The sequence below is a fragment of the Leptolyngbya sp. FACHB-671 genome, assembly GCF_014695745.1.
In the GTDB taxonomy this organism is placed as follows: Bacteria; Cyanobacteriota; Cyanobacteriia; order Elainellales; family Elainellaceae; genus JAAUTN01.
Map to the genome: position 1 here is coordinate 102,100 of NZ_JACJOV010000134.1, position 14,224 is coordinate 116,323.

Consider the following 14,224-nt stretch of genomic DNA (forward strand, 5'->3'; position numbering starts at 1 on the left):
CCCTCATCAGACGAGCAGCGTTAGACCGTCTTCGAGGCTAACTAATCAAAACCTACGAGTTAGCAGTCTGGGTTGCGAGAAGCTGCTTCAGCTTTTCTAAATCTTGAGCCCAGCGTGGATCAGGCTGAACTGCTTCAGGATCAGAAGAGTTTGCCGCCGCAGGACGCTTAGATTTACCACCGCCTCCACCACCGCTGCCTTTGCTACGCTTGGCAGAAACGGGAGCAACGTTGGTTTCAGCTTCACCTGCATCGCCTTCATCCTTGCCTTTTGACCGCGGCAGTGCCTTTTCGATCTTGAGAGCACTGTCTTTGAGGACAAAGCCGTTGAACTTCTCAATCAACTGGTCAGCCTGCTCGTCATTTTTGACGGTGACAAACCCGAAACCGCGACATTTGCCGGTTTTGCGATCAGTAATCACTTTGGTAGAGACTGAATCATCAAATTCGGCAAACACAGTCTCTAGTTCCTGGCGTTCCAGTTCTCTAGGCAGGTTGCCTACATAAAGACGAATAGACATAGAACAAAGATACCTCTAGACTTTGAGTCGAACAAATTTGCTAAAAAGTGCTGCTTTGGGACTGGCTAAGGATAGAGAGCTGGGGTCACTAAACTGAAAGACTCATGAGTTAATACTTTGACCAAACTTCAGCAACACATCATCTTAGTGGATACTATTGAACATCTCTTATGCGGAACTTCATGCTCAGGAGAGAGAAAGGGCTCTGATAAAGAATTCAGTAAACCTCAAACAACTGCTAGAGCGTAAAGTTTAGGAGTCTAACGTGACTCTTCCACCTCAAAATGTCTGCGCCATCCACTAAGTTACCACGACCTTAAGCTTGGGGCTAGCTTAAACCCTAGTTCCATCGGTAGATTTCGATTTCTGGAAGAAAGCTTGCAACCCATAAGCAGCAATTCTCGTGAAGAACTAAACAAAAGCCAGCCTAATTGTGTTGGGCTGGCTGAACTTGCTGTGTTGGGAGGATAGAACCCGATACCAGAGCAGTACATCAGTGTCAGCCTGAAAAACTAGACCTGAAACCTGAGTCACGTCCAGGTACGTTTGGTTTCTGTAAAGAAATGTAACATCTGGGTTAGGATTTGTGCAACACTTCTTCATGCTACCCTGCCAGGCTGTAAGTGTGGGAATCGGCGTCAATGCAATACGTTAACCCCTAATAAGAGTGGGGACGTAACGAGTTACGCCCCCACACCTTTACCCAATCGGCAGATGCAAATCAGAATATTTAGTGCCCAGAAGAATTTCTTTGCGATTTCTTCACTGATCTTCTGGATGGAGCGATCGCCTCTTAAGCCTCACTCTACCGGATGAATGCCTAAGCTAAGATTCCTTGAAACTAAACCTTTTGAAGCGTTAGTCAGGAGCGATCGCCTCGTTTGAAGTCCTAATAGTAGCTGAACTGCCTTAATCCTACAACCCCCATCTCAGCCATTCTTAATAATCAGTTTTGTCCCGGCTTGCGAATCGTAAACGAAATAGAGCGCTGAAGGGGAGCTGATGGAGCTTTTGAAGCGGTGAGGTTGGGAAGCTGCGGGGTAGGGCGAGGATTGGGAATTGAGGATTGAGGGTTAGAGGTTGGAGATTGGGAATTGGGGGATTGAGAGGTGGGAAGTGAGGAATTAGGTTGAGGGGGCTTGGGGAGTGATGGTTGGGAAAAATTTTGCCAAGGTAAGCCTGCCGGTTTGTTGCGGTTGGAGGCGATCGCCAGCAAAACTCCCGCCACAACCAACGTAGGCAGAGGCAACGTCAAGCCCTGTAACCATTGATAGAGTTCTATCATGCCTAAAAAGATAACGAAAAAAGCAGCCCAAACATGCATTGCTTTAGCTTAGGACTAACTACAGGCAGAATACCCGATGTTTGCAAATTAAAGTGATATTAGACTAGCTCTGATTGTTTGGAGCGATCGCCAGAGTGGAGAAGACTTGTGGAACACCCCACACCTAAAGTGGAACAGCTCGCCAATAAAATTAAACAGCCACCTGAAACTGAACAGCCACTTGAAATCAAACAGCGAGTTGAGGAACTGCGTCGCGTACTTCAGCAAGCGAGCTACGCCTATTACGTGTTAGATGCTCCCGACTTGGAAGATGCAGTGTATGACCAGCTTTATCGGGAACTTCAGGATTTAGAAGCCCAGTATCCAGAGTTAATCAGTTCAGATAGCCCGACCCAGCGGGTAGGAGAGCGCCCGGCCGCCCAATTCGCTTCGGTGCGACACAATATTCCCCTCTACAGTTTGGAGAATGCCTTTAACCTGGAGGAGTTTGCCGCATGGCAAGAGCGCTGGCGACGAGTTGCCCCCGAAGTCAAAGAATTTGAGTATGTCTGTGAATTGAAGATTGATGGTTCTGCGCTAGCGCTGACCTATGAGAACGGAGTTTTGGTTCGAGGCGTGACGCGGGGCGACGGGGTGATGGGTGAAAACATTAGCCAGAACGTCCGCACAATTCGCACGATTCCGCTGCGGTTAGCGACAGACAATCCCCCTGCGGTAGTGGAGGTGCGGGGCGAGGCGTTTTTGCCGCTAGACGTGTTTCAGCAGATTAATCAGGAGCGAGAGCAGGCAGGCGAGGCGCTGTTCGCCAACCCGCGCAATGCGGCAGCAGGAACGCTGCGACAGTTAGATTCCCGGATTGTGGCGCGACGACGGCTTGATTTTTTTGCCTACACGCTGCACATTCCTGAACAGGGCGATCGCTCACCCAAAAATTCTGACGGTCAAAATCCAGAGAATCAAAACCCGATTACAGGAGAACTGCATCACAACATTTCTAGCCAGTGGGAATCGTTAGAATTCCTACAAAGCGTTGGCTTTCGGGTCAATCCAAATCGCCAGCTTTGCCAATCATTAGAAGAGGTGCAGGAATATTACGATCGCTGGTCTACAGAGCGATTGGAATTGCCGTACCTGACCGATGGCGTGGTCGTCAAACTAAATCCGCTGTCGCTGCAACAGCAGTTAGGGTTTACACAAAAGTTTCCGCGTTGGGCGATCGCCCTCAAATATCCGGCAGAAGAAGCCCCCACAATCGTAGAAGATATCACCATCAACGTCGGCCGCACTGGGGCACTGACCCCCACTGCAGAACTGCGTCCGGTGCAGCTAGCCGGAACGACCGTTTCGCGGGCGACCTTGCATAATGGCGATCGCATTGCCGAGCTAGACATTCGAGTTGGCGACACGGCAATCGTGCGGAAGGCAGGCGAAATCATTCCCGAAGTGGTGCGGGTGCTGACGGATCTGCGTCCACCAGGCACTCAGCCATTTCAAATGCCGACCCACTGCCCCACCTGCAAACAGCCAGTCGTGCGTCCAGAGGGTGAAGCCGTGGTGCGCTGCATTAATGCCTCCTGTCCGGCAATTTTGCGCAAGGCACTGGAGCATTGGGCGAGCCGTGATGCGTTAGACATCAACGGGCTAGGCGAAAAATGGGTACAGCAGTTTGTTGATCGGCAGCTAATTCGCACCGTTGCAGACCTCTATGACCTGACGGTTGAGCAACTCATAAACGTAGACCGCATGGGCAAAAAGTCGGCACAGAAATTAGTGGAGGCGATCGCCCAATCTAAAACTCAACCCTGGTCACGAGTGCTGTACGGGCTAGGAATTCGGCATGTTGGCAGCGTCAACGCCCAACTCCTGACGGAGCGGTTTTCCACTGTAGAACAGCTTGCTGAAGCCACCCCAGAAGCCATTGAAACTGTTCACGGCATTGGCGCTGAAATTGCTCAGTCAGTATATGACTGGTTTCGAGTGCCTGCTAACCAAACGCTAATCGATCGCCTAAAAACTGAGGGAATTCAGCTTGCAGGTGACACTTCCAACTCCGCACCCGCTTCTTCCAAACTGGCAGGTAAAACGTTTGTAATTACAGGAACACTGCCAACATTAAAGCGAGAGGAAGCAAAAGACATGATTCAGGCAGCAGGCGGCAAGGTCACCGGTTCGGTCAGTGCCAAAACCAGTTATGTAGTGGTTGGCGCTGAGGCCGGATCTAAGCTAGAGAAAGCTGAGTCACTTGGAATCACCCAATTGTCGGAAGCACAATTGCTAGAGTTATTGGCAGATTAGAAGGGGCAGACGTTTTAGCGTCTCGAAAGCATTCTGATTACGGCTATTTTTAGCTGTAATGGTGTAAAAATACGGCTATTTCACGAATATGAACTGTTCTGAGCCTGCCTCGTCCTTCACTGCCAGGCACGTGCGATCGCGTCCATTCGCGTTAACTCAACGATCCGCTCGTTGGTTTAAGTCCAAAATAAAGTCTATTTTAATTCCGGCAGTCTTACCCGCAGTTTTAGTTGCCTCTCCTGCGTCGGCGGCTGAGCGCATTTACTTTTCCTATGGCATTATCGAGCGCTCTATTTCTATTGATTCTTTAGAAATCTATGCCGAAGAAGGCACGATTGAGGCTGATCTGGAAGCTTACTCCCGATACGCCACCCCAGAACAGCTAGAGCAACTACGTACCCTCCTGAGCGCTAAAGCAGAACTAAGTCCAGTGGCGATCGCCCAATTTCTTTACACCGACCAAGGGGAAATCCTGCTCAGGCGACTAGGCGCAATTATCCAAACCGAAGCCCGTCAATCAGGGTTTTACGCCATTCGCTCCGCTTTGATTTTGGCTGCGGACGATCCAGAAGGGCTAACGCCATTAAATGTTCTCAGGAAATTTCCAGTCACAGGCATTCGCATTGACCTCAGTCGCACCCTGTCAGTGGTTAGCAACTTAGAGCAACTGATCAATCAAACCACCGAAGCCGTCAATGCAATTGAACAACAATCCGAACTGGAAGCAGCATCCGATCCGATGACTGACTCCTCATCGCCGCCTGATCCTCGGCGATTAGGTAGCTTTACCTGGCAAAGACAAACCATCACGCTAAACGACCCTAGCCGCGATCGCACCTTTGTTGCAGATGTTTATCTTCCGCTTGAGGCAACGGGGGATCCGAATTACCCGCTAGCTCCTGTTGCCTCTGCCCGGGTGATCATCATGTCTCATGGGCTAGGGTCAGACCGTACCACCTATCGTTATTTGGGAGAACACCTAGCCTCTTACGGCTTTGCGGTTGCCATTCCAGAGCATCCAGGCAGCAATGCCGATCAGCTACAGGCACTGGTCGAGGGTCGAGCTAGCCAGGTCACAGAACCCGCTGAGTTCATCAACCGTCCGTTAGATGTGACATATCTGCTTGACGAGTTAGAAAGGCTCAACCAATCAGACTTTGCCTTTCAGGGGAGGCTAAATCTACAGCAGGTCGGCGTAGTGGGCCAATCCTTTGGCGGTTACACGGCATTGTCCCTAGCAGGCGCAAAAATTAACTTCCAGCAGCTTGCAGAAGATTGCGCTGCGGAAGAAAGCACGCTGAATTTATCGCTATTGCTCCAATGTCGGGCCGAAGAACTGGTGCCGCCCGCTATTGACCTGCGAGACGAGCGAGTGGTTTCAATCATGGCAATCAACCCAATTGGCAGCATCATTTTAGGTCCAGCAGGCTTTAGCGAAATCGACATTCCAGTCATGCTAGTTTCAGGCAATGCAGACACCGTTGCACCAGCCCTGTTTGAACAGATTCGCCCTTTCACCTGGCTCACCACGCCCAACAAATATTTGCTGATGATTCGCGGATCAACCCACTTTTCAACCATTGGCACTTCTGAAACTAGCAGCGAGATAGTGACTTTGCCGCCCGAAATCATTGGGCCAAGCCCAGCCGTTGCTCGGAGCTACATCGACGCAATGAGTACAGCCTTTTTTCAAGTTCATCTGGTCAAGGATGCAGACTACCTTGACTATCTCAGAGCTGCTTACACTGAACGCATCAGTGAACCCACATTGCCCATTGATTTAGTGCGATTTTTAACTCCTGCCCAACTCGCCCAAGCGCTGAGAGAACCGGTAGAATCTTCTAGCAGGTTGGACTCCAATTCATCATTAAACTAATGGCGTTGTAGCACCCTCTAAATGGTCGGTCACCCTTGGCAAAACCTACTATCGGCGCTGTCGGCAACAATCGAGTCTGTTTTACCGTCAAAAATGCGGCAGGGTGAAGTCCGTTTTTTAGTCATCTCTGGCACGCTACTTCAAATCAAAAACTGATTCTTTGCTTAGACAGTCTGTTGGGCTGCGTTTCGGTAAAACGCTTTAAATGGACAGATGCCAAACATTTGCCATTGTGGTGACACATAGATTTACGGTCCATCTTTTAAGATTAGTTCAGCTCGATTGAAGAATGTATACTGGGAATTTATTCGTGTTTCCTGTCAGTACGTCTTTTTAGCAACGCGCTGGAGCGTGTACTGCCTACCTACTGTTGTAGAAATCATCGATCTTGAAGGGTGAGCCAATTCAGGGAGCGATCGCCATCCAGCCTTCTAAACAAGTCGAGCGAATAGCAGGTATTTTCTATCGCTTAGACAAAATTTAGACAGATCAAGGTCCATCTCATCAGCATCACCACTCAATCCATTTGCTGGGAACGCTTTCAGCCAAATGTAGTGCTTTGCCTGAAGCATCCACCAACTCAGTTAATTCTTCATCTGTATAAAGAATCCCTGAAAAAATCCATCTCAGTGTACGGATGTTTAGACTACTCAGTGTGGTTGAATATTAAGCTTTAAAAGCAGGCTTTGTCCCTTGATTCAGCAATCGCTATGGCTATGCTAGGTCAATCCTCCTTTCGCCGAATTCTGCTATCGCGGATTCTCGTACTCAGCATCCCAATCTTGCTGCTGGGAGTAGGAGTGACTTTCCGTAAGGCGCGTACCAGCCTGCTATATACCGCTCGTCAAAACCTTGCCGAGAGCGCAATCCGCAAAGCAGATGACATCCAGGCATCAATCCAGTCCTTACAAACCAATCTAGAAACGGCCAGCCGTACCTCTATCTTGCAAGCTGGACAGCCAGAGGCGATCCAAACTTATCTAAACCAACTGTCCGCCGATTTGCCTACCGAGATTCACTGCCTTCAGCTGATTGACTGGCAAACAGGCAACATAACCGCTACGACCTGCGGTAATCAACCTCTTCTTTCCAAGGCTGACCTACCCTGGGCGACTCAGCAAAGTGAACTCAACGCCGACAGTTTTTATCTCAGTACGCTGCCGAGCAAACCCGCCACACCTGATGCACAAGCTGAACCAAGCAACGAATCTACTCAATCTGATCAAGCAGAACTTTCAACTGAATTAGATTTGCTCATTGGCACTCCCGTTTACGATCAAAACGGACAGCTCCGCTATACGCTAGCGGCTCAATCCGTTCTCACACAGCGGGAAAGCGGCAAGCCAGGCTCACTGCTAGGCTACACTACCATCATTGACCAAGATGGCGTTTTTCTGGCTCATCCATTACCTAGCCGAGTTGGGCAAAACATTAAAGACGGGACTGATGCCGATCGCTTCGAAAATATCATTAACAACGTTCAGCGAGGGGACGACCCAGATGTCCGTCACATCTTCAGTTTTGTAGGAGATGAGGAGGAGTGGCTAGCAGGCTACAGCCCCATTCAAATCAGTATTAGCCCGACCGAAGATCGCACCTGGACAGTTCTAGCCGTAACTCGCTTAGATAATGCCCTGCATGGTCTAGAAGATATTAAACGCATCCTGGTAATTCTAACGACAGGACTACTGGCTGCTCACCTTTTGGCCATGCTTTACATGGCGAGAGACTTGGCTCTACCCATTGAGCAATTGGGAAAGTACGCCCGTCACATCCACAAACGCGACCCGCTGCAACGCGCTCCCAAAAACTTTCGCATTCGAGAACTCAATCATCTAGCTGAAGTACTCGACAACATGGTGAGGCGGCTAGAAGAACGGGCTAAAGAACTAGAGGCAGCATGGCAAGAAGCCGAAGCCGCCAATCAACTCAAAAGTGAGTTTCTTGCCAATACCTCTCATGAACTGCGAACACCGCTGAATGCAATTATTGGCTGCATTCGCTTAGTCCGAGACGACTGCTGCGACTCGCCTGAGGAAGAGGTGGAGTTTCTTGATCGAGCAGATGAAGCAGCAATCCATTTGCTCAAAATCATCAATGATTTGCTGGACATTGCCAAAATTGAGGCAGGAACCCTTTCCCTTTCAATTGAGCTGATCGACCTGCGGCAAATTCTTCAGGAAGTGGTCGATCTGCAAAGTATGCAGATTCACGAGAAAGGATTGCGTCTGAGCGTACCAGAAATGTCCGAGCCAATCCTGGTTCGCTCTGATCCGGCAAAGCTAAAGCAGGTGCTGCTGAACGTGATATACAACGCAATTAAATTTACTGATCAGGGCAGTATCACGATTGATACTCGCATTGAAACTGCTGTGAACTCGGTTCAAACAAGCCAGTTTAACGGACATCGGACTGTAGAAACTCCTGTCAATCCTGAAGCCTGGGTGATCATCTCGGTTCACGATACAGGCATTGGAATTGACCCCACACAGCAACATAAGCTATTTCGTCCTTTTGTGATGGTTGACGGTACCACCACGCGCAAATTTGAAGGAACGGGTTTAGGACTGGCTATTTCTCGAAACTTGATCGAGTTGATGGGTGGCAGCATTACGCTGCACAGCGCGGGTGTAGGTCAGGGCACCACTGTAGAAATTGCCTTGTCGATCGCCACTATTCAGCCTCCTGCGGCTGCCATTGCGGGATCTGACACTCAGGAACCAGCCTCAAAGACTATTACAGAGCATCCAGTCGTGCGGTAGTAGACCTAGAATGGATTGTACCCTATGGAACTGACACGATTTGACTACCCTGGTTGAGGGAGGTCGTCAGCGCTGAGAGAATCTGAACGAGTTTTGCCCCTACCCAACCGGAAGAAATTTCGGAGGGTCGGTTTTGAGCCATGCAGGACAGGAAGTGGTCACAAACTTGTCGCAGTGGTTCAGCAGGTTCTAGCTCTAACGCTTCAACGCTCTGACCGGCAGGAATAAAGTATTGATCGGTCTGCTCCAGATATCCCCGTTGGAGGGTCAAAGGAGAAGTAGATAGCTCATCAAAAATGAGCGTCCCTTGACTACCAGCAATACAGAGTCGCCGCTGTTTATCAGGATTGAGCCAACAGAGGTGAACCAAGGCTTGAAAACCGCTGGGGTAAATGAGCTTTAGCCACACTAAATCTGATAACCCTTGAGGAAAAAACTGAGTATTGGGTGACTGAGACTGTAGCCAGACCGTGCCCTGTGCCTGCACTTGAGTCGGTGTTTCGTTTAACCAATGGTTGAAAATAGCAATGTCGTGAATGGCTAGATCCCAGAGCGCATCCACGTCCTGACGGACGGGACCAAGATGGGTACGGGCAGCGTAGCCGTAACGCAACTCTCCCAGGGTCCCAGTTTGAAGAGTTTTTCTGCCTTGCCGCACGGCCGGATGAAACAAATAGGTATGGTCAATCACAAGCTGTCGCTGATGTTGCTCTGCAAGCTGACATAGCTTGATTGATTCTGCTCCGTCTAGCGTCAGCGGTTTTTCTGAAAGAACGTGGTGTCCTTGCTCTAGTGCAGCCTGAATCAGTAGGGCATGAGTTGTTGCTGGAGTGGCGATCGCCACCCCCTGCACGTCTTGAAGCTGCATTACCGCTTCCCAATCCGTACTTAACTTGACATTGTCCAGAGGAAGCCGCTCAGCCAGGGCATTTAGGCGATCGCCCTCAGTGTCTACCACTGCAATTAACCGAGCGTTAGGATGCTCCAAAAAATTGCGAACCAGATGCACGCCCCATCGCCCTGCCCCAAATACCGCAATTCCAAGTTTTTCATCCCTCATCCTTTATTCCTCTCAAACAGCCTTTATTCCCCTCGAACAGTAGGTATAGCGGAAGAACGAAAGTTTGCCTTCATCCCTTCTCCCTCTTCATCCTTCCCTTCCTTCTGTTTGCTGCAACGCCAAAAAGGCAATTCTTGCTGCCGCTTGCTCTGCCGCTTTCTTAGATTGCCCCTTGCCTTGGCCCCACTGTTGTCCTTTGAACCAAACCTCTGCCATAAATCGCTCGCTGTCGCCATAGGTTTGACCAATCTCAGTGACGCGGTATTCAGGCAGCATTTGATGGTGAGTTTGCGTCCAGGCTTGCAAAGCGCCTTTGTAATTTTGCAGGGTGGGATCACGCAGAACCGTTTCGGTCAACTCGCGCAAATGAGAGTCTAGCCAGGGATGGATTAGCTTCAGGTTGTGAGTGCTGAGGTAGAGTGCTGCTAAAACGGCTTCTAGAGAATCTGCTAAGCGTGTTTCCTGCCCAACCTTGTCGCGTGAGGCGCTGCTGCCCACGAGCAGATAGCGATCGAAGCCATAAGAATCAGCGATCGCTGCTAGAGAGCGATCGCTAACCAATACCGCCCGAATTGCCGAAAGCACCCCTTCACTGGACTGGGGATAAGTTTCAAATAAAAATTCTGCTGCTGCCAGCTTTACGACCGCATCGCCGACAAATTCGAGCCGCTCATAATTTGCTTCAGGCGAAGCAGTCGGATGGGTCAACGCCAAATCTAATAGCTCCCATTTAACCGGAGAGTCAGCCGGTAATCCAAGCCTTTCTACCAATTGACGGAGCTGCTTTGGACGACGGGGATCAATCAGGGACATTCAACCTAAACCTGGACGCATTGCTGCTAAAAAACCATAGCCCAATTAGCTCTGGGAAAGGAATTGGGAAAAGGGAAGAGCCGGACATAAGCCGGGTTCTGTTCTTTCAACAGAGAACTGCTGAAAGGGCAGTTATCTATCTGGGATGCCTGTTGCCAGACACCTCTAGCGGGTTTCGCAGAACCGGATTAACCGTTTCTACCCGGAGCCGGAAAAAGACCAACCGTTGCTCCTTCGACCTTGCTCCCAACCGGGGTTTACCGAGCCAGCGCCTCTCGACGCTGCTGGTGCGCTCTTACCGCACCCTTGCAACCTTACCTGTGAGTCTGAGACTCCATCGGCGGTATGTTTCTGTGGCACTTTCCTCACGGTCGCCCGCACTGGGCGTTACCCAGCAAGTTTGGTCTTTGGGGAGCCCGGACTTTCCTCAGACTTTCGTCCGTAACCACCTGCGCCTACTCTTCCCTTGATTCAAGTCTATAGCAAGCGACGAATAGGTTGTGAGTGCACTCGAAAAGTGCACTCACAACCTGAGCTGGATTACGACAAAAAAGGAGGGCGGGGCAAAACCCATCCTCCTTTTCTAAAACACCTTCTAAGACACTGCACTAAACACTGTGGCTATACTCTGCCTCTACTTCCATCCAGGATGAAGAAAGATCTTCAATGATGCTGCCTTGAACTGCGCCTGAACCTTTTAGCAGATGGACTTTGAGCGTGGGTAGATATGTACCGTTGAGCATTAGGTGTCCGTAGCCCGTAACCTTACCAATCCATCCAGTTTTGCGATGAACTGCGTAATCTTCAACGTTTAGCATTGCTCTGACTCCTAGTTTTGACGTTTTCTGCCCTAACTTTTTGTTAGCCGATCAAAAGCAACCACCCAACTAAATTCCTAAACTTCGAAATTCACGGTGTCTCACGCTACGCGATCTTTTTTGGGCGCGATCGCTGCCGGAACAACAGACTTTGCTGGAGCCGCAGTCGCCTGGGCAAGCAAGCTAGTGTAAAGTTGACCCAGGTTTGCCGCAACGCTTTGCCAGCTAAAGGCGATTTCAACTCGTTGCCGAGCCGTTTCACCCAGCTGGTTTCGCCAGGTGGGATCGCTAAGAATGCGATCGATCGCCGTGGTAAACGCTAGCTCATCTTTGGGTGGTACCAATAATCCGGTGACTTCAGGAACAACAGTAAACTTCAGTCCGCCAACGTTGCTGGCGATGACTGGAGTGCGGCTAGCCATTGCCTCCAGGGGCACCAAGCCAAACGGCTCATAGTGACTGGGCACAACGCACACATCCGCAGCGGCATAGTAGAACGGCAGGTTTGAGTCGTCTAGACGACCAGGAAAAGTCGTGATCGAGTCGAGTCCTAGCTCTGAGACAATACCGCCAATGCGATCGCGCTCTTTGCCATCGGACTGTCCGGGACGACTGCCGCCACCAATGACCAACCTCAAATCACCCTGATCTCGCAGGCTAGATTTGGCAACTGCCCGCACTAAGGTTTCGATCCCCTTACGGGGGTCAAATCGACCAACATAGAGGACAACCTTAGACTTTGGATCAATTCCTAACTGCTGTCGTGCCTCAAGTTGACTAATGTTGCCAAACTTGTCTAAGTCTGTGCCACAGGGAATCACTTCGATTCTGCCTTTCTTAGATACCAGCGTCCTCATGTGCTCTTGCTCTTGAGGGCTGGTGGCGACCACACAGTTAATCATTTCCAGGCAAGCTTTTTCGACCTCTAGACGCTGGGTGGCGATCGCCGGAACATCACTCACCGTGTTGTACTTGATCGCACCGAGTGAGTGATAGGTATGCAGTTGAACCAGGGGTTGAGCCTGCTTGAGCTGCATTCCGACCCACGCGGCCAACCAGTAGTGCGTATGAACCAGGGAGTACTGCACCCCCTCCCGTTGCTGAAACCGCTGGAACTGGTCTACAAACTCCGGTAGATGCTCAAATAGATGATCTCGATGCATGTAAGTCGCAGGTCCAGCACTCAGGCGAATCGTTCGACAGCTAGGCAAATGCTGAACAATTGCAGCCTGCTCAGGATCGTTACGGCGAGTGAACATATCCACTTGCCAACCCTGCTGAGCTAGTGTTTGTCCGACCTGACGGACATAAACATTTTCCCCTCCAGCCTCTTCCTGCCCAATCTCAGCAGCAGGATCACCACAAACAGAAATCAAAGCAACTCGCTTTTCTTGAGTCAGGAGCATGGTAGATTATTTCACCCTAAACAACTAACCCGACCCTAAGCTCTGAATCTAAGGCAACACAACTTTCTCCTCAGAGCCAAGGGCAGGTACAAGGACATGACTCGATACCAACCAGGAACACTGACGAGAGCAGGATACTGCTGTAATAGCACTCATAAAAATGCCAAATTTGCAGACTTAATACCAAATGCCAACGGAGCTAGTTGACGGGCAAAGACTTAGGAAAGTCCTCTCTATCGATGCATCAAATTAAATGTGAAATACGCATACATCGAGCAGAGATGTGCCCCAATTAAACCCCCCGTCTCAATATCATCCTTATAGCAAGTAGCTAATAGGAGAGATTGAATCTGGCTAAGCTTTGGTAACTGTAAAAATACCGTAAAGTTACGAGTAGGTCAATCTTTTTTTCCTACAAGAGTTTTTTGACTGAGACACTCAAGCACTATGGCCTATTAAAGACCTGATGACCTCAAGTTAAAGGCTGTTGGGTCGCGATAATGTGAAGGTCAATGTCAGGAAGCGATCGCATTAGTCGCTGCACAATCGATCCTTTAATAAACAGCTCCCAGCGCGATCGATGTGTCTCCCCGACTACAATTTGGGTAATTCGTTCTCGTTGAGCAATTTCGGTAATCTTAGATAGTGGGTCATGCCCCTCAACTCGTAAAAACTCGCCCCCAAACTCACGACAGAGCTTTTCACAAGTTTCTACATGTAGGCTTTCAGCTTTCGTTAAAAATTGTTCTGGATTGTCTACAAATAGGGCATAAAGTTTCGCATTCATGTAGCTTGCAGTTCTTGCACCACGACGCAACAGCCGAATTGAATTGGAATAAGTTGAAAGGCAAACCATGACCCGCTCATGAATATTGCAATGGCGTTTTTCTGCAACTGTTGTGCCATTATTTTCTTCAATATTGTCAGCAACCTCTCGCAATGCAAGCTCTCGTAGTGCAATTAGATTGCGCCGCTGGAAGAAATTTTGCAGCGCCTGATCGATCTTTTCGGGAGCATAAATCTTTCCCTCAATCAAACGTTCTTCAAGTGTTTCGGGCGTTACGTCCACAACTACAACTTCGTCGGCTTCATCAAGCAGGCGATCGGGAATGCCCTCGCGCACGACAACGCCCGATATCTGCAACACAAGATCATTTAAACTCTCTAAATGCTGAATGTTGACGGTAGAAGAAACATCAATTCCAGCCGTGAGGGTTTGCTCTACAGCCCGATAGCGTTTCTCGTATTCATGCCTCTGGTTGACTGACAAAACTTCTAAAGCTGAGGGTATATCGTAGGTTACGTGAAGCGAATGCGTAACCCAACAAAATTCAGGCAAATGCTGGGCTTCACGTTGTTTCACCAACCTACATCAGAAGATTTGTCAGT

General features: G+C 49.6%; 10 protein-coding genes and 1 other RNA gene. 3 read left to right on the forward strand and 8 right to left on the reverse strand.

Annotated elements, in window-relative coordinates; genetic code table 11:
- Positions 1–52: 52 nt before the first annotated feature.
- Together H6F93_RS20925 and H6F93_RS20930 are read right to left on the reverse strand one after the other, a co-directional pair.
- Positions 53–520 (reverse strand): RNA recognition motif domain-containing protein, encoded by a 468-nt coding sequence (locus tag H6F93_RS20925; RefSeq protein ID WP_190641827.1) that lies wholly within the window; start codon positions 518–520, stop codon positions 53–55.
- A gap of 946 nt (positions 521–1,466) precedes the next feature.
- Positions 1,467–1,844, reverse strand: a complete 378-nt coding sequence (locus H6F93_RS20930; protein ID WP_190641828.1) for a hypothetical protein — start codon at positions 1,842–1,844, stop codon at positions 1,467–1,469.
- A 108-nt stretch (positions 1,845–1,952) separates the two neighbouring features.
- On the opposite strand from H6F93_RS20930, the gene ligA reads away from it, so the two are divergent.
- The 3 genes from ligA to H6F93_RS20945 all read left to right on the forward strand — a co-directional run bounded on the left by ligA (position 1,953) and on the right by H6F93_RS20945 (position 8,738).
- Positions 1,953–4,100 carry an NAD-dependent DNA ligase LigA gene (gene ligA / locus H6F93_RS20935; protein WP_524537988.1) on the forward strand — a complete coding sequence of 716 codons (2,148 nt, stop codon included), beginning with the start codon at positions 1,953–1,955 and terminating at the stop codon, positions 4,098–4,100.
- A gap of 88 nt (positions 4,101–4,188) precedes the next feature.
- Positions 4,189–5,976 carry an alpha/beta hydrolase gene (locus H6F93_RS20940; protein ID WP_190684814.1) on the forward strand — a complete coding sequence of 596 codons (1,788 nt, stop codon included), beginning with the start codon at positions 4,189–4,191 and terminating at the stop codon, positions 5,974–5,976.
- Positions 5,977–6,686: 710 nt separating this feature from the next.
- A complete protein-coding gene (locus H6F93_RS20945) occupies positions 6,687–8,738 on the forward strand; it encodes a sensor histidine kinase (protein ID WP_190684817.1) in 2,052 nt (683 codons plus the stop codon).
- 22 nt (positions 8,739–8,760) lie between these two features.
- Here H6F93_RS20945 and H6F93_RS20950 read toward each other — a convergent pair whose 3' ends face one another.
- From H6F93_RS20950 to H6F93_RS20975, 6 genes are all read right to left on the reverse strand, one after another.
- Complete coding sequence (locus H6F93_RS20950; protein ID WP_190684820.1) at positions 8,761–9,798, reverse strand: Gfo/Idh/MocA family protein; 1,038 nt, start codon at positions 9,796–9,798, stop codon at positions 8,761–8,763.
- Positions 9,799–9,885: 87 nt separating this feature from the next.
- Positions 9,886–10,611 carry a ribonuclease III gene (gene rnc, locus H6F93_RS20955; protein WP_190684822.1) on the reverse strand — a complete coding sequence of 242 codons (726 nt, stop codon included), beginning with the start codon at positions 10,609–10,611 and terminating at the stop codon, positions 9,886–9,888.
- 72 nt (positions 10,612–10,683) lie between these two features.
- Positions 10,684–11,073: RNase P RNA component class A (gene rnpB, locus H6F93_RS20960), an RNA gene on the reverse strand.
- Between the two features lie 146 nt (positions 11,074–11,219).
- Positions 11,220–11,429, reverse strand: coding sequence for a hypothetical protein (locus H6F93_RS20965; protein WP_190641833.1), 210 nt, complete (start codon positions 11,427–11,429; stop codon positions 11,220–11,222).
- 101 nt (positions 11,430–11,530) lie between these two features.
- The gene (locus H6F93_RS20970; RefSeq protein WP_190684827.1) at positions 11,531–12,835 is read right to left on the reverse strand and encodes a glycosyltransferase; all 1,305 of its coding nucleotides are present in this window, start codon (positions 12,833–12,835) and stop codon (positions 11,531–11,533) included.
- A gap of 472 nt (positions 12,836–13,307) precedes the next feature.
- A complete protein-coding gene (locus H6F93_RS20975) occupies positions 13,308–14,198 on the reverse strand; it encodes a hypothetical protein (RefSeq protein WP_347277337.1) in 891 nt (296 codons plus the stop codon).
- Positions 14,199–14,224: the final 26 nt, after the last annotated feature.

What these genes read in the sequence shown, in the direction of transcription:
- H6F93_RS20965 (WP_190641833.1), bottom strand. Translation starts at nt 11,429, where the DNA reads ATGCTAAACGTTGAAGATTACGCAGTTCATCGCAAAACTGGATGGATT.
- rnc (WP_190684822.1), bottom strand. Translation starts at nt 10,611, where the DNA reads ATGTCCCTGATTGATCCCCGTCGTCCAAAGCAGCTCCGTCAATTGGTA.
- H6F93_RS20925 (WP_190641827.1), bottom strand. Translation starts at nt 520, where the DNA reads ATGTCTATTCGTCTTTATGTAGGCAACCTGCCTAGAGAACTGGAACGC.
- H6F93_RS20970 (WP_190684827.1), bottom strand. Translation starts at nt 12,835, where the DNA reads ATGCTCCTGACTCAAGAAAAGCGAGTTGCTTTGATTTCTGTTTGTGGT.
- H6F93_RS20950 (WP_190684820.1), bottom strand. Translation starts at nt 9,798, where the DNA reads ATGAGGGATGAAAAACTTGGAATTGCGGTATTTGGGGCAGGGCGATGG.
- H6F93_RS20940 (WP_190684814.1), top strand. Translation starts at nt 4,189, where the DNA reads ATGAACTGTTCTGAGCCTGCCTCGTCCTTCACTGCCAGGCACGTGCGA.
- H6F93_RS20945 (WP_190684817.1), top strand. Translation starts at nt 6,687, where the DNA reads ATGGCTATGCTAGGTCAATCCTCCTTTCGCCGAATTCTGCTATCGCGG.
- H6F93_RS20930 (WP_190641828.1), bottom strand. Translation starts at nt 1,844, where the DNA reads ATGCATGTTTGGGCTGCTTTTTTCGTTATCTTTTTAGGCATGATAGAA.